The sequence below is a fragment of the Saccharopolyspora hirsuta genome, assembly GCF_008630535.1.
Classification (GTDB): domain Bacteria; phylum Actinomycetota; class Actinomycetes; order Mycobacteriales; family Pseudonocardiaceae; genus Saccharopolyspora; species Saccharopolyspora hirsuta.
Window position 1 is genome coordinate 209,957 of sequence record NZ_VWPH01000007.1, and the last position, 23,422, is coordinate 233,378.

Consider the following 23,422-nt stretch of genomic DNA (forward strand, 5'->3'; position numbering starts at 1 on the left):
GGCAACGCCGCACGCCCCGCCGCGGCGTCCGCGAGGACGGCCACGACGGGGCGTGCGGGATCGGATTCTCAGGCGCCCAGGGCCTTGTTCAGGCGGGCGAGGGAGACCTCACGTCCCAGGAGCTCCATCGACTCGTACAGCGGCGGCGACACCGTGCGGCCGGTGACCGCGACGCGGACCGGGGCGAAGGCCTTGCGCGGCTTGATGCCCAGGCCGTCCACGACCGAGTCCTTCAGCGCCTGCTCGATGGCCGCCGAGGTCCACTCGGGCAGCGCGCTGAGGGCGCCGATGGCGGCTTCCAGCACCGGCTTGGCGTCCTCGCCGAGGGCCTTGTCCGCGGAGGCTTGCTCCGGGGTGAAGTCGTCACCGGCGAACAGGAATCCCATCATGCCGACCGCGTCGGAGAGCACCACGAGCCGCTCCTGCACCAGCGGTGCGGCGGCGCGCACGATCGCCAGCTGCTGCTCGGTCGGCTCGGCGGGCAGGACGCCGCCGTCGACGAGGTAGGGCACGATCCGCGCGACGAAGTCGTCCGGCGCCAGCGCCCGCAGGTGCGCGGAGTTGATCGCGTCGGCCTTCTTCTGGTCGAAGCGCGCCGGGTTGGAGCTGACCCGGCCGATGTCGAAGGCCTCGACCATCTCGTCCAGGGTGAACACGTCGCGGTCCTCGGAGATGGACCAGCCGAGCAGCGCCAGGTAGTTCAGCAGGCCCTCGGGCAGGAAACCCCGGTCGCGGTGGTGGAACAGGTTGGACTGCGGGTCGCGCTTGGAGAGCTTCTTGTTGCCCTCCCCCATGACGAACGGCAGGTGGCCGAACTCGGGCGTGAAGTCGGTGACCCCGATGCGCTGCAGCGCCTCGTAGAGCGCGATCTGCCGCGGCGTGGAGGACAGCAGGTCCTCGCCGCGCAGCACGTGGGTGATGCGCTGCATGGCGTCGTCGACCGGGTTGGTCAGGGTGTAGAGCGGATCCCCGTTGCCGCGCACCAGGACCGGGTCGGGCACGCTGCCCGCGGGGAAGGTGATCTCGCCGCGCACCAGGTCGGTGAAGGTGATGTCGCGGTCGGGCATCCGCAGCCGCAGCACCGGGGTGCGGCCCTCGGCGCGGAACGCGGCCACCTGCTCCTCGGTGAGGTCGCGGTCGAAGTTGTCGTAGCCGAGCTTGGGGTCGCGACCGGCGGCCTTGTGCCGGGCTTCGACCTCCTCGGGCGTGGAGAAGGACTCGTAGAGCTCACCGGCGGCCAGCAGGCGCTGCGCGACGTCGGCGTAGATGTCGCGCCGCTCGCTCTGCCGGTAGGGCCCGTAGGGGCCGCCGACCTCGGGGCCCTCGTCCCAGTCCAGGCCCAACCAGCGCAGCGCGTCCAGCAGCGCCTGGTAGGACTCCTCGCTGTCCCGGGCGGCGTCGGTGTCCTCGATGCGGAACACCAGGGTGCCCTTGTTGTGCCGGGCGAACGCCCAGTTGTAGAGGGCGGTGCGGATCAGGCCGACGTGCGGGACACCGGTCGGCGAGGGGCAGAACCGGGCCCGGACGGGCCTGGTGTCGGCTGTTGCTGCTGCTTCTGGCGTGCTCATAACACATCCAGCGTAGCCACCGGTCGGCGGCGCTTGACGGGCACGTCCCGGCGGGTGCATGCTGACCTTATTCAACACGCGTTGAAAAACTGGAGGGGATCGCGATGGAGCGAACCACCTGCTGCATCGTCGGCGGCGGACCGGCGGGCATGGTCCTGGGACTGCTGCTGGCCCGCGCCGGCGTCGAGGTGACCGTGCTGGAGAAGCACAACGACTTCCTGCGCGATTTCCGCGGCGACACGGTGCACCCCACGACCCTGCACCTGCTCGACGACCTCGGCCTGGCGGAGCGGCTGAACGAACTCCCCCAACGCCGGTTGAACCGGGTGTCGGTGCCGATCGGCGAGTCCGGCGAGCTGTTCACCTTCGGCGACTTCAGCCAGCTGAAGATGAAGTACAACTACATCGCGATGGTCCCGCAGTGGGACTTCCTGGACCTGCTCGCCGACGTCGGCAAGCAGGAGCCCTGCTTCGAGCTGCGGATGGACACCGAGGCGACCGAGCTGATCCGCGAGGGCGGCCGGGTCAACGGCGTGCGCTACCGCACCGCCGACGGCAGCACCGGCGAGATCCGCGCCACCATCACCGTGGCCTGCGACGGCCGCAAGTCGTTCGTGCGCACGATGCCCGAGCTGGGGCTGCGCGACTTCCCGACCCCCATGGACGTCCGGTGGTTCCGGGTGCCGCGCCACCCGGACGACCCGGTGGGCGCCATCGGGTTGATCCGCGAGCGCACCTTCATGGCGCTGCTGGACCGCGGCGACTACTTCCAGGTCGCCGCCATCATCGCCAAGGGCACCGACGCGCAGGGCCGCAACCGGCCCATCGAGGAGTTCAACGCCGAGCTGGTGCGCAGGCTCCCCTGGCTGGCCGGGCGGGAGCTGGTCGCGAGCTGGGACGACGTCAAGCTGCTGCACGTCACGCTGGACCGGCTCCGCAAGTGGCACGTGCCGGGCCTGCTGTGCATCGGCGACGCGGCGCACGCGATGTCCCCCGTCGGCGGCATCGGCATCAACCTCGCCGTGCAGGACGCGGTCGCCGCGGCGCGCTACCTCGCCGAGCCGCTGCGCGAGGGGCGCTTGGAGCGCAAGCACGTCGCCGCGGTGCAGCGGCGGCGGTGGCCGACGACGGTGCTGATCCAGCGGCTGCAGCGCGTGATCCACGACAACGTGGTCGCACCGGCGCTGCGCGGCGAGATCGACTTCGGCAACACGGCGCGCCTCCCGCTCCCCCTGCGCGCGGTCTCGAACGTCCCGTGGCTGCGCAAGATCCCGCCGTACGTCCTCGCCTACGGCGCGGTCCGGGAGCGCCCGCCGAAGGCCGCGCTCCGCTGAGCGCGCGAACCGCGGAGGGCACCTCCCACCTGCCGCACAGGTGGGAGGTGCCCTCCGGACTTCAGCCCTGCTGGACCGGGTTGGTGAGGGTGCCGAGGCCGTCGATGGAGACCGAGACCTTCTGGCCCGCCCGCATCGGGCCGACGCCCGCCGGGGTGCCGGTGAGGATCACGTCGCCCGGCAGCAGGGTCATCACGCGGGAGATCCAGGACACCAGCGCGCCGACGTCGTGCAGCAGCAGCGAGGTGCGCGAGTCCTGCTTGAGCTCGCCGTCCAGCTCGGTGCGGATGGCCAGGTCCGCCGGGTCGGCCGCGGTGTCGATCCACGGTCCCAGCGGGCAGAACGTGTCGTAGCCCTTGGCGCGGGTCCACTGCCCGTCGGCCTGCTGCTGGTCGCGCGCGGTGACGTCGTTGGCGATCGTGTAGCCGAGCAGCACGTCGGTGCCGCGCGCCTCCGGGACGTCCTTGCACGGCTGGCCGACCACCGCGGCCAGCTCGCCCTCGAAGTCCACCCGCTCGGAGCTCGGCGGCAGCTTGATGGGCGCGTTCGGGCCGATCACCGAGGTGGACGGCTTCATGAAGATCACCGGGTGCGCGGGCGGTTCACCGCCCATCTCCCGCGCGTGCTCGGCGTAGTTCTTGCCGACGCAGATGACCTTGGTGGGCAGGATCGGGGCGAGCAGCCGCACATCGGCCATCGGCCACTTGCGCCCGGTGAAGGTGGGGTCGCCGAAGGGGTGCTGGTCGATCTCGACCGCGAGCACCTTCTCCTGCGGCGCAGCCGGATCCGGCTCCAGGGCCACGAAGGACACCCCGTCGGAGTGGGCGACACGTGCCAAGCGCAAGACGAACCTCCGCGATCAACTGTGGACTCTCGGGTCAGAGCCTATCCCCGCGCTCCGCCCGCGGCTCCGGAGGCGGAGGCCTCCGGGCCCGGCACGCCGCGATTTCAATGGAAATCGGACCTCTGATCTCCATTGAAATCGCGGTGCACGGCACAGCCAGGAGGACTCAGCTCACGGCCGCGCGGGCGGACTTGTACACCAGGGCGTCGCAGAGGGCGAGCCAGCTGGCCTCGACGATGTTGGCGTGGACGCCCACCGTGGTCCACTCCTCCTCGCCGTCGCGGGACTCCACCAGCACCCTGGTCACCGCGTCGGTGCCCGGCGCGTCGACGAGGATGCGGACCTTGTAGTCGGCCAGCTCCACCGACTCCAGCCACGGCAGGTGCGGGACGAGCGCTTCGCGCAGGGCCGCGTCCAGCGCGTTGACCGGCCCGTTGCCCTCGGCGGTCGCGATGACCCGCTCCCCCGCGACGTGCACCTTCACGGTGGCTTCGGCGATCACCTCGCCGTCGGAGCGGTGGTCGAGCACCACCCGGTAGGACTCCAGCTGGAACGGCGCCTCCACCGGATCGGCGCCCCCGGCGGTCGCCATCTCGCGCCGCAGCAGCAGTTCCAGCGAGGCGTCCGCGGCTTCGAAGGACCAGCCGCGCGCTTCGAGCTCCTTGACGCGGCGGACCGCGCCGGTGACCGCGTCGGGCGCGGCGGACAGGTCGAGGCCGAGTTCGGCGCCCTTGAGCTCCAGGCTGGCCCGGCCCGCCATCTCGGTGACCAGGACCCGCATCCCGTTGCCCACCACGGCCGGATCGATGTGGTTGTACAGCTCGGGGTCCACTTTGATCGCGCTCGCGTGCAGCCCGGCCTTGTGCGCGAAGGTCGACTGCCCCACGTACGCCTGGTGCGTGTCCGGCGCCAGGTTGGCGATCTCGGCGAGGGCGTGGGAGGTCCGGGTGAGCTCGCGCAGCTTCCCGTCCGGCAGCACCGGCATCTCCAGCTTCGCGGCCAGATTCCCCAGCACCGCGAACAGATCCGCGTTGCCCGCCCGCTCGCCGTAGCCGTTGGCGGTGCACTGCACGTGCGTCGCACCGGCCTGCACCGCGGCGACGCTGTTGGCCACCGCGCATCCGGTGTCGTCCTGGCAGTGGATCCCGAGGCGGAACCCGGTGCGCGCGGCGACTTCGCCGACGGTCTCGGCGAGCTGCAGCGGCAGCTGGCCGCCGTTGGTGTCGCACAGCACCACCACGTCGGCGCCCGCCTGCACGGCGGACTCCAGCACGCGCAGCGAGGTGTCCGGGTCGAACGCGTAACCGTCGAAGAAGTGCTCCGCGTCGAGGAACACCCGGCGGCCTTCGCCGACGAGGTGGCGCACGGTGTCGGCGACCATCGCGCAGTTCTCGGCCACGTCGGTGCGCAGGGCGCGTTCGATGTGGCGCCGGTCCGATTTGGCCACCAGCGTCACCACCGGCGCGCGGGAGTCCAGCAGCGCCCGCACCTGCGGATCTTCGTCCACTTTGGCCCCGGCGCGGCGGGTGGAGCCGAAGGCGACCAGGGCGGCGTGCCGGAGTTCGAGCTCGCCCTCGGCGGCGCGGTGGAAGAACTCGGTGTCCTTGGGCAGGGCGCCGGGCCAGCCGCCCTCGACGAAGCCGACGCCGAGCGAGTCCAGCAGCCGGGCGACGGCGAGCTTGTCGGTGACCGAGTAGGAGATGCCCTCGCGCTGCGCGCCGTCCCGCAGGGTCGTGTCGTAGACGTGGAAGTCGTCGCCCAGGGGGGTTCCGGCCGGGGTGGTGCGGGTCACTGGTTCTTCTCCCGATGGCGTCGGAGGTGGGTGGGTGCGGCGGCGCAGGCAACAAAAAAGACCCCCCGCAGGATGCGAGAGGTCAGCGCGCCGGGGTGCGGAGTCGTCTACCCGGCGCGCTCGCCAATAATGATCACACTGCGGAGAGCCACGTCCCCATGCTGCCACAACGCGACCCCCGACCACCAGGTGATCGCGGATTCCCACCATCCGGACGCTCGGACTCGGCGGGACCGTCCGCAGTTTCAACTGAAACTGCGGTGGCCCGGTGGGCGCTCAGGACTCGGCGCGGCGCTTGATCGCGGCGAGCCTGCGGTCCCACTTGGCCGCTCGGGAGGACAGCCAGCGGGCGGTCGCCTCCAGCGGCTCCGAGCGGATCGCGAAGCGGACTTCGCGCCCGGCGCGGTAGGACGTCACCAGCCCGGCCTGCTCCAGCACCGCCAAGTGCTTCACGACCGCTTGCCGCGACACGGGCAGCGCGGCGGACAGTTCCGTCGCGGTCGCCTCGCCCCGCTCGCCGAGCAGGTCGACGAGCTGCCGCCGCGTCGGGTCCGCCAGCGCGGCCAGCACCTCGTCGACCCCACCCCGTTCCACCACGCCCGCTACTTCTCCACCTTCTGCTTGAGCTCGTCGAGGACCTCGCGCCAGCCGCCCGTGTTGTCCTCGTAGGAGCTTCGCCGGCGCTCCTCCGAGGCGGCAAGTCCCGCGAAGCCGCTCTCCACCACGCGCAGCCGAGTCGCCGCCCCCTCCTCGGTCAGCGTGAACTCGACCAGCGTGGAGTTGTCCGAATTCGGCTCCGCGTTGGGGAATCCGCTCGCCCAGCGGTAGGACAGGTAGCGGTTCGGTTCGATCTTCTCGATCCGCTGCGGGAAGCTGCCGCCGTGGTCGGGGTGCTCGGACACCAGCAACTGCCCCTCCCGCACCTCGACGCCGGTGGGATCCGCCTCCCCGAGCCAGAACTCGGGCTCCAGCAGGGCCGCCCACACCCGCTCGACGGGCGCTTCGATGAGGATCTCGCGTTCGATCCGGTCGGAAACCATGACCACTCCAATCGCTCCGCTGTGCAACCACAAGGTTGCACATCATCCGCCGAGTCGCAACTCGCGAGTTGCACATGACGGCCGCGAAGAGGGCGCCCCACCGGGACGCCCTCCGCACGACTGGAGATCAGGCCTGCGGCGCGACCTCGCGGGAGGAGACCAGGGCCGCGAGGCGGTCGCCGATGGCGAAGGTCGCCCCCGGCGCCGAGTGGTCGCGGGTGGCCAGGTCGAACGCCACCGAGGCCTCGACCCGCTTGGCCGCCTCGGCCAGGCCCACGTGGTCGAGCAGCATGGCCACCGACAGCACTGCGGCGGTCGGGTCGGCCACACCCTGCCCGGCGATGTCCGGGGCGCTGCCGTGCACCGGCTCGAACATGCTCGGGTTGCGGCGGGTGGCGTCGATGTTGCCGCTGGCGGCCAGCCCGATGCCGCCGGTGATGGCACCGGCCAGGTCGGTGATGATGTCGCCGAACAGGTTGTCGGTGACGATCACGTCGAACCGGCTCGGGTCGGTGACCATGTGGATGGTGGTGGCGTCCACGTGCTGGTAGGCGACGGTGACGTCCGGGTACTGCAGCGAGACCTCCTCCACCACCCGCGACCACAGCGAACCGGCGTGGGTGAGGACGTTGGTCTTGTGCACCAGCGTCAGGTGCTTGCGCGGCCGGGCGGCGGCGCGGGCGAACGCGTCGCGCACCACGCGCTCGACGCCGAACGCGGTGTTGATGCTGACCTCGGTGGCGATCTCGTGCGTGGTGTCCTTGCGCAGCAGACCGCCGTTGCCCGCGTACGGGCCCTCGGTGCCCTCGCGCACCACGACCATGTCGATCTCACCGGGGTCGGCCACCGGGCTCTTCACTCCCGGGTACAGCCGCGCCGGGCGCAGGTTCACGTGGTGGTCGAGCTCGAAGCGCAGCCGCAGCAGCAGCCCGCGCTCCAGGATGCCGCTGGGCACCGACGGGTCGCCCACCGCGCCCAGCAGGATCGCGTCGTGCTGCCGGAGCTCCCCGAGGACGGACTCGGGCAGCAGTTCTCCCGTCGCGTGCCAGCGCGCGGCTCCCAGGTCGTATCGAGTGATCTCGGTATCCGGCACGACCTCACCGAGGACCTTCAGTGCCTCGGCAATCACCTCCGGCCCGATCCCGTCGCCGGGGATCACAGCGAGCCGCATCTACACACCTCCCGAGAACCACCCCGACCCGCGGGGCTCGAACTGTTGAGCCGAAGGCTACCGGCATGGGCGCGGCCAGCGGCATGCCGGGCCCACCAAGTGGATGAACCGTCCCGAACTGTGGGACCCCCGAAAGAGTGAGAGGACCCCGGGTCCCTGCTCCGACGCTGAGGACGTCCCACATCGCGGAACGCCGCACCCGTCACCTGACCGAGCAGTAACGGCAGCCCAGCCCACGAAAAAGCGCGGGGTGCGCCGGAACCCCGGCACACCCCGCGCTGAACGGTCCTGCAGCTCACTCGAAGGTCACGGTGCGGACGATGCGGGCGCCGACGGCGGCGCCGATCGGCTCCAGGACGCCCGGCTCCACCGGCCGGTCCACGCGCAGGAGCATGATCGCGTCGGAGCGCTCGGTGGTCTGGCTGACCGTGGCCGCCTCGATGTTCACGCCGACCTCGCCGAGCAGGGTGCCGACCTTGCCCATCACGCCCGGCCGGTCCGGGTACTCCAGCAGCAGCACGTTGCCCTCGGCCCGCAGGTCGAAGTGGCGGCCGTTGACCTCCACCAGCTTCTCCACCAGGTTCGAGCCGGACAGCGCACCCGAGACGCGCGCGGTGCGGCCGTCCGCGAGCCCGGCGCGGACGGTCACCACGCTGCGGTGGTTCGGGCTCTCCGAGGAGGTCTCGACCTCGACCTGCACGCCCAGGTCCTCGGCCAGCTGCGGGGCGTTGACGAAGGTCACCTGGCTCTCCACCGCACCGGCGAACACTCCGCGCAGGGCCGCCAGCTGCAGCACCGAGACGTCCTCGTCGGCGAGCTCGCCGCGCGCCTCGACGGTCACCGAGCTCGGCGTGGTGCCCAGCAGCGCGGCCAGCAGCTGGCCGAGCTTCTGGGTCAGCGACAGGTACGGGCGGACCTCCTCGCCGACCGCGCCGCCCTGGACGTTGACCGCGTCCGGCACGAAGTCGCCGCGCAGCGCCAGCCGCACCGAGCGGGCCACGTCGGTGCCCGCGCGGTCCTGGGCCTCCGCGGTGGAGGCGCCCAGGTGCGGGGTGACGACCACGTTGTCCAGCTCGAACAGCGGGCTCTCGGTGGTCGGCTCGGTCTTGAAGACGTCGATGCCCGCGCCGCCGATCTGGCCGTTGCGCAGCGCGTCGACCAGCGCGTCCTCGTCGATCAGGCCACCGCGGGCGGCGTTGACGATCAGCAGCCCCGGCTTGGCCTTCTTCAGCTCCTCGGCGCCGATCAGGCCCAGCGTCTCGGCGGTCTTGGGCAGGTGGATGGAGATCGCGTCGGCGCGGGCCAGCAGCTCGTCCAGCGACACCAGCTCGATGCCGAGCTGCGCGGCGCGGGCGGCCGAGACGTAGGGGTCGTAGGCGATCAGCTTGGTGCCGAAGGCGGCCACCCGCTGCGCGAACAGCTGGCCGATCTTGCCCAGGCCCACCACGCCGATGGTCTTGCCGTTGAGCTCGACACCGGTGTAGGAGCTGCGCTTCCACGCGCCGCCCTTCAGGCTCGCGTCCGCCTGCGGGACGTTGCGGGCCACCGCCAGCAGCAGGGCCATCGCGTGCTCGGCGGCCGAGACGATGTTGGAGGTGGGGGCGTTGACCACCATCACGCCGCGCTCGGTGGCGGCGGGCACCTCGACGTTGTCCAGACCGACCCCGGCGCGGGCGACGACCTTGAGCTTCTTCGCCGCGGCCAGCACCTCGGCGTCGACCTTGGTGGCGGAACGGACCAGCAGCGCGTCGGCCTCGGCGACGGCGTCGAGCAGCGCCGGCCGGTCGGTGCCGTCCACGTTGCGGATCTCGACGCCGTCCCCGAGGGCGTCGATCACGGACGGAGCCAGCTTCTCGGCGATCAGGACGACAGGACGGCTTGCATTGGTCACGGGCGAACTCCAGGGGAAGATCACGGTCGGCACGACGATGTGCCCGGACGGATGGGGAGTTTAACGGGAGATTGAGAAAGCGTTCACAAGGGTGTTGCCCGGATCACCGGGTCGGAATTGCCCGCCCGAAAATCCGGTTCACCGGCATTGTCGCAGATCAACCCGGGTGCGAATACGACGGCACGAGTCCGGTGGGGCGAATTGCCACCAAATCGGACCAGCGGTTCGAACTGGTCGTGCACCCGCGGTGAACCCGTCCGGGGTTCGACCGGTCGAGTACCTCCCCGCAGGGCGGTCAGCGGAGCCGGGCGGGCGCCGAGGCCCCGCCGCCCGCGCTGCTCCGCGGACCGATCAGCGCGGTCGCCGGATCACGGCTCGTCGAACTCGCCGTCCTTGGCCCCGGCGACGAATGCGTCCCACTCCTCCGGGGTGAAGACCAGCACCGGCCCCTCCGGGTCCGCGCCGTTGCGCATGCCGACGTAGCCGTCGACGAACGCGATCTCCACGCCGGGCTCGTCGGGGTCGTCGGTGCTGGTGATCCACTCCGCCGTGGAGAAGTCCAGCTTGTGGCGGATGTGCGCCTTGTCGTCGACGATCTCGTTCTCACTCACGATGCGTACTGTAGACCTCACCCGCAGCGACGACGCCACCCCTGGCAAACGGGAAAATCCCCCGGCGCGGGCACCGGAACAGCACGAGGCCCGGTGCCCCTCGTGGGGTGCACCGGGCCGTTCGCACCGGCGGAGCGCGCGGGTGAGCGCGTCGGCCGGAACCTGGATCCGCAAGGATCAGCCGTCGTCAGGCAACCGGCGGAGCCGCTTCCGGCGGTGAACAGCCACCGCGAAGCTCAGCGGGCACCGATCGTCAGGTCTCGCATGCGCCGCAGGCGCACAGCCCACCCCGCAACCGGCACCGCCGCGGGTTCTCAGAGGCCGCCTGCACCGCCGCGCAAAATGAGCCTGGAACTTACTTCGAGGTCCAGGACATCAGCGAGCGCAGCTTCTTGCCGACCTCTTCGATCTGGTGGGCGTTGCCCTCGGCCTGCAGCTTGGTGAAGTTCGGGCGACCGGCCTCGTCCTCGGCCACCCACTCCTTGGCGAAGGTGCCGTCCTGGATCTCGGCCAGGACCTTGCGCATCGACTCCTTGACGTGGGCGTCGATCACCCGCGGGCCGCGGGTGAGGTCGCCGTACTCGGCGGTGTCGCTGCAGGAGTAGCGCTGCCCGGCGATGCCGCCCTCCCACATCAGGTCGACGATCAGCTTGAGCTCGTGCAGCACCTCGAAGTAGGCGATCTCCGGCTGGTAGCCCGCCTCGACCAGGGTCTCGAATCCGGCCTGGACCAGCGCGGAGGCACCGCCGCAGAGCACCGCCTGCTCACCGAACAGGTCGGTCTCGGTCTCCTCCTTGAAGGTGGTCTTGATGACGCCCGCGCGGGCACCACCGATGGCCGCGGCGTAGGACAGCGCCAGCGCCTGGGCGTTGCCGGAGGCGTCCTGCTCGACCGCGATCAGGCACGGCACGCCCTTGCCGTCGACGAACTGGCGGCGCACCAGGTGGCCCGGCCCCTTCGGGGCGACCATGGCCACGTCCACGTCGGCCGGGGGCTGGATCAGGCCGTAGCGGATGTTGAAGCCGTGGCCGAAGAACAGCGCGTCGCCCTGCTTGAGGTTCGGCGCGATGTCGTTGGCGTAGATCTCGCGCTGCTTGGTGTCGGGCGCCAGGATCATGATCAGGTCGGCCTCGGCGGCGGCCTCGGACGGGGTGAGGACCTTCAGGCCCTCCTCCTCGGCCTTGGCGCGGGACTTGGAGCCCTCCGGCAGACCGATCCGCACGTCGACGCCCGAGTCGCGCAGGCTCAGCGCGTGGGCGTGGCCCTGGCTGCCGTAGCCGATGACGGCGACCTTGCGGCCCTGCACGATGCCCAGGTCGGCGTCCGCGTCGTAGAAGATTTCAACTGCCATGGGAGTTCAGCGATTCCTTTCGAACTTTCGACCTGCTTTGAAGCGGCGAAGCCGCTCGGCCCACCCTCGCAACCGGCACCGCTGCGGGTTCTCAGCGTTCGCCTGACGAGGACAGCCCCAGCGTGGTGTATTGGACATACATGAGTCGGGGATCCCGGAGCTCAGGCGGGCGCTGAGGTTCCGCTGCCGGCACCGCCACGCAGATCGAGCATGGTTTTCAATTTTCGCGGCCTGTGGCGGGGGTTAGCGCACTGCTGTGGCCGTTATGGAGCGCGGGCCACGGCCGATCGCGATCGTTCCCGACTGCACCATCTCGCGGACGCCGTACGGTTCCAGCATTCGCAGCAACGCGTCGAGCTTATCGGCGGTACCCGTGGCCTCGATGGTCAGCGCCTCAGGAGAGACGTCCACCACCTTGGCGCGGAACAGCTGGACCGTCTCCAGGACCTGGCTGCGCACCGAGGCGTCGGCGCGGACCTTGACCAGCAGCAGCTCCCGCTGCACCGCCGCCTCCGGCTCCAGCTCCACGATCTTGATCACGTTGATCAGCTTGTTGAGCTGCTTGGTGACCTGTTCCAGCGGCTGGTCGCCGACCGCGACCACGATCGTCATCCGGGAGATCTCCGGGTGCTCGGTCGGGCCGACCGCCAGGGACTCGATGTTGAAGCTGCGCCTGGAGAACAGGCCGGACACCCGGGCCAGGACGCCCGGGACGTTCTCCACCAGCACGCTGAGCGTGTGTCGACTCATCGCGCGCTCACTCCTCGTCGTCGAACTGCGGGCGAACGTCGCGCGCCGCCATGATCTCGTCGTTGCTGGTCCCGGCGGCCACCATCGGCCACACCTGGGCGTCCGCGCCCACCACGAAGTCGATCACGACGGGTCGGTCGTTGATCTTCATCGCCCGCTGGATGACGCTGTCGACGTCCTCTTTGGACTCGCAGCGCAGGCCGGCGCAGCCGTAGGCCTCGGCCAGCAGCTTGAAGTCCGGGATGCGGTGCTTGTGGGTGCCGAGGTCGCTGTGCGAGTAGCGCTCGGCGTAGAACAGGTTCTGCCACTGCCGGACCATGCCCAGGTTGCCGTTGTTGATGACGGCCACCTTGATCGGCAGGTCCTCGATGGCGCAGGTCGCCAGCTCCTGGTTGGTCATCTGGAAGCAGCCGTCGCCGTCGACCGCCCACACCACCTTGTCCGGGGCGCCCGCCTTGGCGCCCATCGCGGCGGGCACCGCGTAGCCCATGGTGCCCAGACCGCCGGAGTTCAGCCAGGTGCGCGGGTTCTCGTAGCCGATGAACTGCGCGGCCCACATCTGGTGCTGCCCGACGCCCGCCGCGTAGATGGCCTCCGGCCCGGCGATCGCGCCCAGCCGCTCGATGACGTACTCCGGCGACAGGCTGCCGTCGCCCGGCCACTCGTAGCCCAGCGGGAACCGCTCGCGCCAGTCGTTGAGCTGCGCCCACCAGGGGGTCAGGTCCGCGGTGCCGTGCTCGGTGGTGGCGGTGGCGACCGCCTCGATCAGCTCGCCGATCACGTCCTTGCAGTCGCCGACGATCGGCACGTCCGCGTGGCGGTTCTTGGAGATCTCCGCCGGGTCGATGTCGGCGTGCACGACCTTGGCCTCGGGCGCGAACGACGACAGCTGGCCGGTGACCCGGTCGTCGAAGCGGGCGCCCAGCGCGATCAGCAGGTCGGCGCGCTGCATCGCGGTGACCGCGGCGACCGTGCCGTGCATGCCGGGCATGCCCAGGTGCTGGGGGTGCGAGTCCGGGAACGCGCCGCGCGCCATCAGCGTGGTCACCACCGGGATGCCGGTGCGCTCGGCCAGTTCGCGCAGCTCGGCGTGCGCCTCGGCCTTGATCACGCCACCGCCGACGTAGAGCACCGGGCGCTGGGCCTCGGTGATCAGCTTGGCGGCCTCCCGGACCTGCTTGCCGTGCGGCTTGCTGGTCGGCCGGTAGCCGGGCAGCTTCATCTCCGGCGGCCAGGCGAACGAGGTGGTGGCCTGCTGGACGTCCTTGGGGATGTCGACCAGCACCGGGCCGGGGCGACCGCTGGCGGCGATGTAGAACGCCTCGGCGATGGTGCGCGGGATGTCGTCGGGGTTGGTGACGAGGAAGTTGTGCTTGGTGATCGGCAGCGTGATGCCGCAGATGTCGGCTTCCTGGAAGGCGTCGGAGCCGATCATCGCGGTGCTCTGCTGACCGGTGATGGCCACCAGCGGCACCGAGTCCATGTGCGCGTCGGCCAGCGCGGTGACGAGGTTGGTCGCGCCCGGCCCGGAGGTGGCCATGCACACCCCGACCTTGCCGGTGGCCTGGGCATAGCCGGTCGCGGCGTGGCCGGCGCCCTGCTCGTGGCGGACCAGCACGTGCCGGACCTTCTGCGAGTCGAGCAGCGGGTCGTAGGACGGGAGGATGGTGCCGCCCGGAATACCGAAGACGATCTCGCAGCCCACGGATTCCAGGGAGCGCACCAGTGCCTGAGCACCGGTCACCTTCACTGGGGCACCGCTGGGCGGTGCGGGCTTGGGGCGGCGTCCAGGCGGGGGCGCCGGGACCGGATTCTGCCTGGTGTTGGCGCTGGTCATCGGGTCTGCCTCAAGGTCGGTAGGGTGGGCCGGGCACGAAAAAACCCCCGCGGACCACAAATGGCCCCACGAGGGTTGGCGCGTCGACGCTGCGAACTTCCTAGGCGTCGACGCGCCGGGGAAGTACGAGAATGTCGTGCAGTCGCAGCATGGCAAGGACGTTAATCAACGCGACCCGTTCCGTCAAACCATGCGAGACGATCCTCCCGCATGGTGGACACCTGAGACGCCCCGCGCACACCTGCGGAACGACGTAATCGCAGCTCAACGCCACCCCGGGGGCCAACCGTGTGACGTAGGACGCGCCCGAGCGGGTCATGGTTCCAACTGAAACTGTGACCCACCGCGCCACGGGACCTTGGCAGGCGCGCAACCGCAGGTGAGACCATCGACTGCGTGAGCGAGACCCCGCAGCAGCCCGAGCAGCCCGAAAACGACCAGGCCGCCGAGACCCCGCCGAGCTCCGAGCAGCCCAAGCTCCCGAAGTCGCTTACCTTCCGGATCACCCCGGTATCGCTGCTCGCGGTGGTCGCCATCCTGGTCTGCGCCACCCCGCTGGCCTGGGCCGCCTACCCGTGGGGCCTGCTGATCTACCTGCTCCCGCTCGGCCTGGCCTGGTGGATCCTGCGCACCCGGACCACGGTCAGCCCGGAGCAGGTCGCGGTGCGCACCGCGCTGAGCGGCGGCCGGTTCGGCTGGGACGAGATCGCCTCGCTGCGCCTGGACGAGAACCGCTGGCTCAAGGCGGTCCTGACCTCCGGCAAGGAGATCACCCTGCCCGCGGTGCGGGTGCGCGACCTGCCCCGCCTGTCGGTGATGAGCGGTGGGCGGCTCCCCAACCCGGAATCGCAGGAGTAATCTCGGCGGCACCGCCACTCCCCGCGCCCACAAGGTGCGTCCCCTCGGCGGCGGGTGTTTTCCAGCGGAAGTCGCCGCGCGCGTTCCCGCTGACACCACCGAACATCCGCGCCGGGTGAAATGCGCTCTTCCCGAACGAGAAGGTGGATATGCCTCAGCTGCGCTCTCGGACGACTACTCATGGACGAAATGCCGCTGGCGCGCGGTCGCTTTGGCGTGCCACCGGTATGACCGACGACGACTTCGGCAAGCCGATCGTCGCGATCGCCAACTCCTACACCCAGTTCGTGCCCGGGCACGTGCACCTGCGCGACCTCGGCGACGTGGTGGCCGAGACGATCCGCGAGGCCGGTGGCGTGCCGCGGGAGTTCCACACCATCGCGGTGGACGACGGCATCGCGATGGGCCACGGCGGCATGCTCTACTCGCTGCCCTCCCGCGAGCTGATCGCCGACTCGGTGGAGTACATGGTCAACGCGCACCAGGCGGACGCGCTGGTGTGCATCTCCAACTGCGACAAGATCACGCCGGGCATGCTCAACGCCGCGATGCGGCTGAACATCCCGACGGTGTTCGTCTCCGGCGGTCCGATGGAGGCGGGCAAGGCGGTCGTGGTGGAGGGCGTGGCGCACGCGCCGACCGACCTGATCACCACCATCGCGGCGTCCGCGAACTCCGCGGTGGACGACGCCGGGCTCAGCGAGGTGGAGCGCTCCGCCTGCCCGACCTGCGGGTCCTGCTCCGGCATGTTCACCGCGAACTCGATGAACTGCCTCACCGAGGCGCTCGGCCTGGCGCTGCCCGGCAACGGCTCGACGCTGGCCACGCACGCCGCGCGCCGCGCGCTGTTCCAGGAGGCGGGCCGGACCGTGGTGCGCATCGCCAAGCGCTACTACGGCGAGGACGACGAGTCGGTGCTGCCGCGGTCCATCGCGAACAAGAAGGCGTTCGAGAACGCCATGGCGCTGGACATGGCGATGGGCGGTTCCACCAACACGGTGCTGCACACGCTGGCCGCCGCGCTGGAGGGCGAGATCGACTTCACGCTGGACGACATCGCCGAGACCAGCCGCCGGGTGCCCTGCCTGTCGAAGGTCAGCCCGAACTCCGACTACCACATGGAGGACGTGCACCGGGCCGGTGGCATCACCGCGATCCTCGGCGAGCTGGACCGGGCCGGGCTGCTGCACCGCGACGTCTCCTCGGTGCACAGCGCGAGCCTCACCGAGTGGCTGTCCAAGTGGGACATCCGCGGCGAATCCCCGTCGCCGGAGGCCATCGAGCTGTTCCACGCCGCGCCGGGCGGGGTGCGCACCACCAAGGCGTTCTCCACCGACAACCGCTGGTCCTCTTTGGACACCGACGCGGCGAACGGCTGCATCCGCGACGTCGAGCACGCCTACACCGCCGACGGCGGGCTGGCCGTGCTCAAGGGCAACCTCGCCGAGGAGGGCGCGGTGGTCAAGACCGCTGGCGTCGAGGAGGACCTCTGGTACTTCCAGGGCCCGGCGCGGGTGCTGGAGAGCCAGGAGCAGGCCGTGTCGGCGATCCTGAACAAGGAGATCCAGCCCGGCGAGGTGCTGGTGATCCGCTACGAGGGCCCCGCGGGCGGTCCGGGCATGCAGGAGATGCTGCACCCGACGGCGTTCCTGAAGGGCTCCGGTCTGGGCAAGAAGTGCGCGCTGATCACCGACGGCCGGTTCTCCGGCGGGTCGTCGGGCCTGTCGATCGGCCACATCTCCCCGGAAGCGGCCAACGGCGGCGCGATCGGTCTGGTGGAGAACGGCGACCAGATCCTCATCGACGTCCGCGAGCGCAAGCTGGAACTGCTGGTCTCCGACGAGGTCCTGGCCGAGCGCCGGGCCAAGATGGAGGCCAGCGAGCAGCCGTGGACCCCGGTGGGCCGCGAGCGCAAGGTCAGCGCGGCGCTGCGCGCCTACGCCCGCCTGGCCACCTCCGCCTCCTACGGAGCGGTCCGCGACGTCAACAAGTGACCTCCCGGTGAAGAACGGGCCCGCGCCTCCCGCGCGGGCCCGTTCTCGTTTCCCCGAGGTTCTGCGCTGCGACTTTGTACTGTTGGCGCTGGATAGCGGGCGCACGCCCGGAGCGCTGGGAGGTAGCAGGTGGTTTCGGATGACGTCGACGCGCTGGTGGTGGCGGCGACCGGCGGTGATCAGCAGGCGTTCGGCGAGCTGACCGGGCGCTACCGCCGGGAGCTGCGGGTGCACTGCTACCGGATGCTCGGTTCGTTCGACGACGCCGAGGACGTCGTCCAGGAGACCCTGTTGCGCGCGTGGCGGCGGCGGGAGACCTACGCGGGGCGGTCGACGTTCCGCGCCTGGCTGTACAAGATCGCCACCAACGCGTGCCTGGACCTGATCGAGCGGAACAAGCGGATCGCCCGCCCCTACGCGGTCGCGCCGCTGGCCGAAGCCGACCGACCGGTGTCGCCGCCGATCGACGTGCCGTGGCTGCAACCAGTTCCGGACCGCCTGCTGGAACCGGTCGCGGACGCGGCGGAGGAACCCGCCGCGGTGGCCGTCGCGCGCGAGACGATCGAGCTGGCGTTCCTGGCCGCGATCCAGCAGCTCCCCGCCCGCCAGCGGGCCGCGCTGATCATCCGCGACGTGCTCGGCTGGTCCGCCACCGAGACCGCGGCGCTGCTGGAGACCAGCGTGGCCTCGGTGAAGAGCGCGTTGCAACGAGCTCGCGCGACGCTGAAGCAGCAGCTGCCCCGGGACCGGGACGGCTGGGCGCAACCCGGGGAACCGAGCGCGGACGAACGCGCCCTGCTCCGGCAGTACGTCGACGCGCACCAGCAGGCCGACCTCGACGCGCTCGCGGCGCTGCTGGCCGAGGACGTGCGGCAGACGATGCCGCCGCACCCGGCCTGGCTGGTCGGCCGGGGCGCGCTGCTCGACTTCGCCCAGCAGGTCTTCGACCCCGGCTCGCAGTGGTACCTGGGCGCGTGGCGCAGCGTGCTGACCAGCGCGAACCGGCAGCCCGCGGTCGCGCACTACGTCCAGCGCCCGTCGGCGGCGGAGACCGAACGCCTCCCCGGAGAGTTCCGCGCCCAGGTGCTCGACGTGCTGCGGATCGACGACGGCCGGATCACCGCGATCACCTCGTTCGAACCCCGTTGGTTCGCCGCGTTCGACCTGCCGCTGGTCCTGCCGAAGGACCGCTGAGGGGAAGTTCCGCACCGCACCGATTCCTTTTCCGCCGAGGGGCCGTCACACCAGCAGAAGACGGCGACAACACCCGAGACGGAGAAGCCATGCCCACCACGAACAACGCAGTCCGCTCGCAGGACGGCACGGAGATCGCGTTCGAGGAGTCCGGCAGCGGACCCGCGGTCGTCCTGGTGTCCTCGGCGCTGGCCGACCGCTCCGACGCGCGCAAGCTCGCCGCCCTGCTGGCCGAGCACTGCACCGTCATCAACTACGACCGGCGGGGTCGGGGCGCGAGCGGCGATGCGGCGGAGTACGCGGTCGAGCGCGAGATCGAGGACATCGCGGCGCTGATCGAGCACGCCGGTGGTTCGGCCTCGCTGTTCGGGAGTTCCTCCGGCGCGGTGCTCGCGCTGCGCGCTGCGGCGGCCGGGCTCGACGTCGAGCGGCTGGCGGTGTACGAGCCGCCGTTCGTGGTCGAGGAGGGCGACTTCGGACCGCCGCGGAACTTCCCGCAGCAGATCGGCGCGCTGCTCGCCGAGGACCGACCCGGCGATGCGGTCAAGCACTTCATGACCCGGGCGCAGGGCATGCCCTCGTTCGTGGTCAACGCGATGCGGTTGGTTCCCGGCGTGTGGTCCGGGCTCAAGGCGATGGCGCACACGCTGCCCCACGACATCGCGGTGATGGGCGACACCCAGCAGGGCAGGCCGCTCGACGCCGAGGAGTGGCCGGTGACCGCGCCGACCCTCGTGCTGACCGGTGGCAAGAGCCCGGCCGGGTTCCACGCCGCTGCCCGCGCCATCACCGAACTGCTGCCCACCGCGGAGCACCGCTCGCTGCCCGGCCTCAACCACGGTGCCGTGGTGATGGCCCCCAAGAAGCTCGCGCCGCCGCTCGTCGAATTCCTGCGCGGCTGAGCGATTCCTTCCGGCGCGCTGCACCGTCACACGAACGAAACCCCTTCGGAAAGGCGGAAATCCGATGACGAACAACTCCCTCGACCGGCTCGTCGGCACTTGGCGGGTGAGCGGTGAGGCCACCGGCCAGGTCACCTACTCGTGGTTGCCGGGCGGGCACTTCCTGCAGCAGGAGATCGACATCGAGCAGGCCGGGCACCGGGTGCGCGGTATCGAGATCATCGGGCGCGAGAAGCCCTTCGGTGCCACCGAACCCGGTGCCGACCTCAAGTCCCGGTTCTACGGCGGGGACGGCGAAACCCTCGACTACGTCTACGAGATCGACGGGGACGAGCTGATCATCTGGGGCGGCGAGAAGGGATCGCCCGCGCACTACCGCGCCCGGTTCAGCGCCGACGGCGACCACCTCGCCGGGGACTGGGTGTGGCCGGGCGGCGGCTACCACGCCGAGCAGACCCGGATCCGCTGAGCTCAGGTGTCGTGAGTGCTTCGGGGTGCTATAGCCCCGTTTCCCGCTCACGACAAGCAGAGCGGGGGCGCGCACTTCGCGTGCACGCCCCCGCTCCGGTCGTCGATCAGGGGTGGCGGAACAGCAGCAGGACCGCTGCCGCCGCGGCGGCGGCGATGATCAGGCTGATGAAGCCGAACACCAGCGGGCGGCGGAACCAGACCCGCCCGTAGTCCAGCGCCACCCGGCCGGGGCCGGTGAACATCAGGCCCAAGCCCAGCACGCCGAGCGTCGCCTCGAACTCGAAACCACCGGTGGCGGCGAAGAACCCGGCGTTGAGCTTGAGGACGATCGCGTTGGCCATCACGCCCACCACACCGGCCGCGGCCAGCGGGGTGAACAGGCCCAGCACCAGCAGCGCACCGGCACCCAGCTCGGTTCCGCCGGTGACCAGGGCGAGCACCGCGCTCTGCTGGAAGCCCATCTCGGCCAGCGCCTGGGCGAAACCCTCCGGGCCGGGGCCGCCGAGCACGCCGAAGAGCTTCTGCGCGCCGTGCACGAGGAAGATGCCGCCCAGCGCCAACCGCATGATCAGCAGGCCGAGGTCGGTGCTGCCGCTCCAGCCGAACGGCTTGCGGGTGTTGCCGAGGTCGTCGTAGTAGACGTCCTCCTCCCGCCCGCGGGCATCGACCAACGACGTGGCTTCGGCGTCGCTGTAGCCGTCGTCATCGTCGTAGTAGTCGTACTTCTGCGCACCGAGGCTCTGCGTGCTCCGGGCACCTTGCGCGCTCGCCCCCGGTTGCTGGGCGTGCGCGCCGTAGCTGCGATCGTCGGGGTAGCCGCCCGCACCGCCGGGGCGATCGTCGTGAATCCTCACGCCGGACGAGGCTAGGGCATGTTCACCCCAACGTGCGACCCCTTGCGGCAAAACCGTCCCGACACGTGACTGCATCGAGACCGCGCTCCCGGGCCTGCGGCAGAATGGTCCGATGGCGCGGCAGGTGTTCCGGGATTTCGATGTTTCCGCTGGTGACGGCGCGCGGTTCCGGGAGTGGGCGGAAGCCGGTGCGGCCGCGCGACCGATGGTGCTGCGGTGCCCGGAGCTCGACGGGGCGCCCGAACTGCTGCCGGTGGATTCCGCCACGCGAACGCTCACCTGGTCACCGCGGCGCGCTGACGCGGCCACGCCGGGTGAGCACGCGGCGGACGCGATCGCTGCCCTCGACGCCGTCGGCGCGGAGACCGGTGTGGTGGTCGGCTGGTCGGGCGGCACGGTGGTGGCGGTCGAACTCGCCCAGCGCTTCCCGGACCGGGTGCGCGGCTTGCTGCTGCTGGCCGGTCCGCCGACGCTCGGCACGGACGCCCTGCTGCGCGCCTTCGGCGTCCCGGATACCGCCCGCCGCCTGCTCGCGCTGGGCGGTTCGGCGTCGCTGCGCCTGGTCGGCGACCTCCTCGAATCGATCACCGCGAACCTGCCGATCGCCGACCTCCCCACCCGGCTGCTGCAGAACTCCGGGCTGCTGCGGGCGGACGCGGACGGGGCCGCGCTCGCCGCGGCGGTGCGGCGCCTGCTGCAGCACGACTGGCGGTGGCACGCCGAGCTGAGCCTCGCGTGGAGCGCTTCGGTCCGCTCCCGCGTCTCCGGGTTGTCCTGCCCCGTCACGGTGCTGGCCGGTGCGCACGACGTGCTGGCGGACGTCGGCAGCGTCGCGAAGTCGGTCGCGGAACTCCCGCAGGCGCGGGTGCGGACGCTGCCGACCTCCCACTTCCTGCCGTTCGAAGCGCCGGACGCGGTCCGCGCGGAGCTCGCCCAGCTGCTGCGCCGGGTCCAGGCGGTCGAGTGCGCCCGCCTGGGCATCGATCCCCCGCCGCCGGAGGTCCCCCGCCCAGTGCCGCCTCTCCCCGTGCCGCCTCTCCGCGATTCACAGCGGTGGTGACGTTTCGAGGTTTTCTCGCGTTTTTCGGGTTTCTTGTGGCTGGGTTGCGTCACGGTCCCCTGAGGTGCGGTTGGGTGGGGCTCAGGACTGTGGTCGGCGGAGTCGTCCGGGGTTCGTTCGGCGGTTTTGGCGGTAACTGACTGGGGTTCCGGGCGTGGTGGGGTGTCAGTTCTGGGCAGAACTGACACCCCTTGTCCGCCGGGCCGGAGCTTGCCGGGACCTCGGGGGGTGGGTCAGCGGATGCCCTGTTCGGCTGCCATGTCGTGGAGGATCTTCGGGGCCGTCCAGAGGGTTGGTAGCAGGACGAAACCGGCTGGGACCGCGGTGATCACGATGAACGACTGCAGCGCGCTGACGCCGCTGTCGCCGACCGCGATCAGCGCGACCGCCGCCACGCCCATCAGCAGGCCCCAGAAGGCGCGGGAGAACTTGTTCGGCTCCCCTCCGGTCGTCCCGGCCGTGGCGATGGCCAGCGACATCGAGTCCGTGGTGGTGGCCACGAACGTCGTGGTCAGCACCAGCAGCACCACGCCGAGCACCGCTCCCCAGGGCAGCTGCTGGGCGATCGAGACCAGCGCCGCGGGCAGCCCGACGTCGGCGAGCGGGCCCGCCACCGAGCCGGGGGTGCGCTGCTCCAGCATGATCCCGGTGCCGCCCAGCACCGTGAACCACAGCGCGGTGGCCACCGGCGCGACCCCGGCGGTGAAGCCGACCAGGTCGCGCACCGTGCGCCCGCGGGAGATCCGCGCGACGAAGATCGCCATCAGCGGCGCGTAGCCGATGAACCAGCCGAAGAAGAACACCGTCCAGCTGCCCAGCCACTCGCCGTCGCCGCGGTACAGCGACATCGGCAGGAAGTCCTGCACGTACCGCGCGAAACCGCTCAGGAAGCCATCCACCACGAACGCCGCCGAGCCGAGCACCAGGATCGCGGCCATCGTCGCGACCGCCAGCCACACGTTGAACCGGCTGAGCAGCTGGATGCCCTTGTCGACGCCGGTGACGACGGACAGGACCGCGACCGCCGTCAGACCGAGGACGATCGCGACCTGCATCGGGTAGCTGTCCGGGGTGCCGAACAACGTGGACATGCCGTAGGAGACCTGCATCCCCAGGAACCCGATCGGGCCGACGGTGCCCGCGACCACCGCGATGATGCAGATGACGTCGACGACCGCGCCCAGCCAGTGGTGCTGGATGCGCTCGCCGAAGACCGGGTGCAGCAGCGTGCGCGGCCGCAGCGGCAGGCCCTTCTCGTCGGCGCGCATCATCACGATCGCGCCGAGCGTGCCGAGCACCGCCCAGGCCAGGAAGCCCCAGTGCGAGAAGCTCTGCGCCAGCGCGACCGTGACCGCCTCCGTCGAACCGGGCGGCACGTCGGCGTAGGCGGGCGGCAGGTCGGCGAAGTGGTAGACCGGCTCGGCCGAGGCCCAGAACACCCCGCCCGCGGCGAGCAGGGTGCACATGATCATGGCCAGCCACTTGAAGGTGCCGAACTCGGGTGCGACGTCGCCCCCGAGCCGGACCCGCCCGTACCGGGACGCGCCGAGCACGACGGCGACCCCGAAGGTGGCCAGCAGCAGGAGCTGCCAGTACGGGCCGAACCAGGCGGCGCACGCGGTGAACGCGGCGGTCACCGCGTCGCCGGTCGCCTGCGGCGCGATCAGCGCGGTCACCACGAAGGCGGTGAGCAGTCCACCGCTGAGCGCGGACACCACCAGGTCGGTCCGGGGGCGGGTGCGCGGCTGGTCGACGACTTCCGTGCTCGTCGAGGTCACGGGATACCAATCTTCTCGGGTGCAGGGCGCCGGACCAGGCGCATCCGAGGTCGCGCGAGGGCGGAGAACGGCGCCTGATCGGATCGGCCGAAGCCGATCGGTTCCACTGAGGAAGGACCCTC

Annotated in this window: 20 protein-coding genes; 7 read left to right on the forward strand and 13 right to left on the reverse strand. The window is 70.9% G+C overall.

Translation table 11 applies throughout. The features are described 5' to 3' along the window. Positions 1 to 68 precede the first annotated feature (68 nt). Positions 69 to 1,568 carry a glutamate--tRNA ligase gene (gene gltX / locus F1721_RS16745; RefSeq protein ID WP_150067626.1) on the reverse strand — a complete coding sequence of 500 codons (1,500 nt, stop codon included), beginning with the start codon at positions 1,566 to 1,568 and terminating at the stop codon, positions 69 to 71. 104 nt (positions 1,569 to 1,672) lie between these two features. Between gltX and F1721_RS16750 the strand changes: the two genes are divergently transcribed. After that, the gene (locus tag F1721_RS16750) at positions 1,673 to 2,902 is read left to right on the forward strand and encodes an FAD-dependent oxidoreductase (protein WP_150067627.1); all 1,230 of its coding nucleotides are present in this window, start codon (positions 1,673 to 1,675) and stop codon (positions 2,900 to 2,902) included. Positions 2,903 to 2,963: 61 nt separating this feature from the next. Here the strand turns inward: F1721_RS16750 and F1721_RS16755 are convergent, their stop codons facing one another. The 10 genes from F1721_RS16755 to F1721_RS16800 form a co-directional block, all read right to left on the reverse strand. Then, complete coding sequence (locus F1721_RS16755; protein WP_150067628.1) at positions 2,964 to 3,746, reverse strand: fumarylacetoacetate hydrolase family protein; 783 nt, start codon at positions 3,744 to 3,746, stop codon at positions 2,964 to 2,966. Positions 3,747 to 3,912: 166 nt separating this feature from the next. Next, on the reverse strand, positions 3,913 to 5,538 hold the full coding sequence (gene cimA / locus F1721_RS16760; RefSeq protein WP_150067629.1) for a citramalate synthase: 1,626 nt from the start codon (positions 5,536 to 5,538) through the stop codon (positions 3,913 to 3,915). A 276-nt stretch (positions 5,539 to 5,814) separates the two neighbouring features. Then, positions 5,815 to 6,135 carry an ArsR/SmtB family transcription factor gene (locus F1721_RS16765; protein WP_150067630.1) on the reverse strand — a complete coding sequence of 107 codons (321 nt, stop codon included), beginning with the start codon at positions 6,133 to 6,135 and terminating at the stop codon, positions 5,815 to 5,817. 5 nt (positions 6,136 to 6,140) lie between these two features. After that, positions 6,141 to 6,578, reverse strand: coding sequence for an SRPBCC domain-containing protein (locus F1721_RS16770; RefSeq protein WP_150067631.1), 438 nt, complete (start codon positions 6,576 to 6,578; stop codon positions 6,141 to 6,143). Positions 6,579 to 6,705: 127 nt separating this feature from the next. Then, positions 6,706 to 7,749, reverse strand: a complete 1,044-nt coding sequence (locus F1721_RS16775) for a 3-isopropylmalate dehydrogenase (protein WP_150067632.1) — start codon at positions 7,747 to 7,749, stop codon at positions 6,706 to 6,708. A gap of 295 nt (positions 7,750 to 8,044) precedes the next feature. Then, entirely contained in the window at positions 8,045 to 9,640 is a 1,596-nt protein-coding gene (gene serA / locus F1721_RS16780; RefSeq protein ID WP_150067633.1) for a phosphoglycerate dehydrogenase, read from the reverse strand. Positions 9,641 to 10,008: 368 nt separating this feature from the next. Continuing rightward, complete coding sequence (locus F1721_RS16785; protein ID WP_150067884.1) at positions 10,009 to 10,254, reverse strand: DUF397 domain-containing protein; 246 nt, start codon at positions 10,252 to 10,254, stop codon at positions 10,009 to 10,011. Between the two features lie 352 nt (positions 10,255 to 10,606). Further along, the gene (gene ilvC / locus F1721_RS16790) at positions 10,607 to 11,602 is read right to left on the reverse strand and encodes a ketol-acid reductoisomerase (protein ID WP_150067634.1); all 996 of its coding nucleotides are present in this window, start codon (positions 11,600 to 11,602) and stop codon (positions 10,607 to 10,609) included. Positions 11,603 to 11,845: 243 nt separating this feature from the next. Then, positions 11,846 to 12,352, reverse strand: coding sequence for an acetolactate synthase small subunit (ilvN, locus tag F1721_RS16795; protein ID WP_150067635.1), 507 nt, complete (start codon positions 12,350 to 12,352; stop codon positions 11,846 to 11,848). A 7-nt stretch (positions 12,353 to 12,359) separates the two neighbouring features. Further along, on the reverse strand, positions 12,360 to 14,189 hold the full coding sequence (locus F1721_RS16800; protein WP_150067636.1) for an acetolactate synthase large subunit: 1,830 nt from the start codon (positions 14,187 to 14,189) through the stop codon (positions 12,360 to 12,362). Between the two features lie 396 nt (positions 14,190 to 14,585). On the opposite strand from F1721_RS16800, the gene F1721_RS16805 reads away from it, so the two are divergent. The 5 genes from F1721_RS16805 (at position 14,586) to F1721_RS16825 (ending at position 19,606) form a co-directional block, all read left to right on the forward strand. Then, positions 14,586 to 15,047 carry a PH domain-containing protein gene (locus tag F1721_RS16805; RefSeq protein ID WP_150067637.1) on the forward strand — a complete coding sequence of 154 codons (462 nt, stop codon included), beginning with the start codon at positions 14,586 to 14,588 and terminating at the stop codon, positions 15,045 to 15,047. 149 nt (positions 15,048 to 15,196) lie between these two features. Beyond that, the gene (gene ilvD / locus F1721_RS16810) at positions 15,197 to 17,041 is read left to right on the forward strand and encodes a dihydroxy-acid dehydratase (RefSeq protein ID WP_150067638.1); all 1,845 of its coding nucleotides are present in this window, start codon (positions 15,197 to 15,199) and stop codon (positions 17,039 to 17,041) included. Between the two features lie 129 nt (positions 17,042 to 17,170). Continuing rightward, a complete protein-coding gene (locus F1721_RS16815; RefSeq protein WP_150067639.1) occupies positions 17,171 to 18,235 on the forward strand; it encodes an RNA polymerase subunit sigma-70 in 1,065 nt (354 codons plus the stop codon). An 89-nt stretch (positions 18,236 to 18,324) separates the two neighbouring features. After that, positions 18,325 to 19,137, forward strand: coding sequence for an alpha/beta fold hydrolase (locus F1721_RS16820; protein ID WP_150067640.1), 813 nt, complete (start codon positions 18,325 to 18,327; stop codon positions 19,135 to 19,137). A gap of 64 nt (positions 19,138 to 19,201) precedes the next feature. Further along, the gene (locus F1721_RS16825) at positions 19,202 to 19,606 is read left to right on the forward strand and encodes a hypothetical protein (protein ID WP_150067641.1); all 405 of its coding nucleotides are present in this window, start codon (positions 19,202 to 19,204) and stop codon (positions 19,604 to 19,606) included. Positions 19,607 to 19,712: 106 nt separating this feature from the next. Here F1721_RS16825 and F1721_RS16830 read toward each other — a convergent pair whose 3' ends face one another. Then, positions 19,713 to 20,462 (reverse strand): DoxX family protein, encoded by a 750-nt coding sequence (locus tag F1721_RS16830; protein ID WP_150067642.1) that lies wholly within the window; start codon positions 20,460 to 20,462, stop codon positions 19,713 to 19,715. Positions 20,463 to 20,574: 112 nt separating this feature from the next. Between F1721_RS16830 and F1721_RS16835 the strand changes: the two genes are divergently transcribed. Further along, a complete protein-coding gene (locus tag F1721_RS16835) occupies positions 20,575 to 21,522 on the forward strand; it encodes an alpha/beta fold hydrolase (protein WP_150067643.1) in 948 nt (315 codons plus the stop codon). 233 nt (positions 21,523 to 21,755) lie between these two features. Here F1721_RS16835 and F1721_RS16840 read toward each other — a convergent pair whose 3' ends face one another. Continuing rightward, positions 21,756 to 23,300 (reverse strand): BCCT family transporter, encoded by a 1,545-nt coding sequence (locus tag F1721_RS16840; protein ID WP_211840497.1) that lies wholly within the window; start codon positions 23,298 to 23,300, stop codon positions 21,756 to 21,758. Positions 23,301 to 23,422 lie beyond the last annotated feature (122 nt).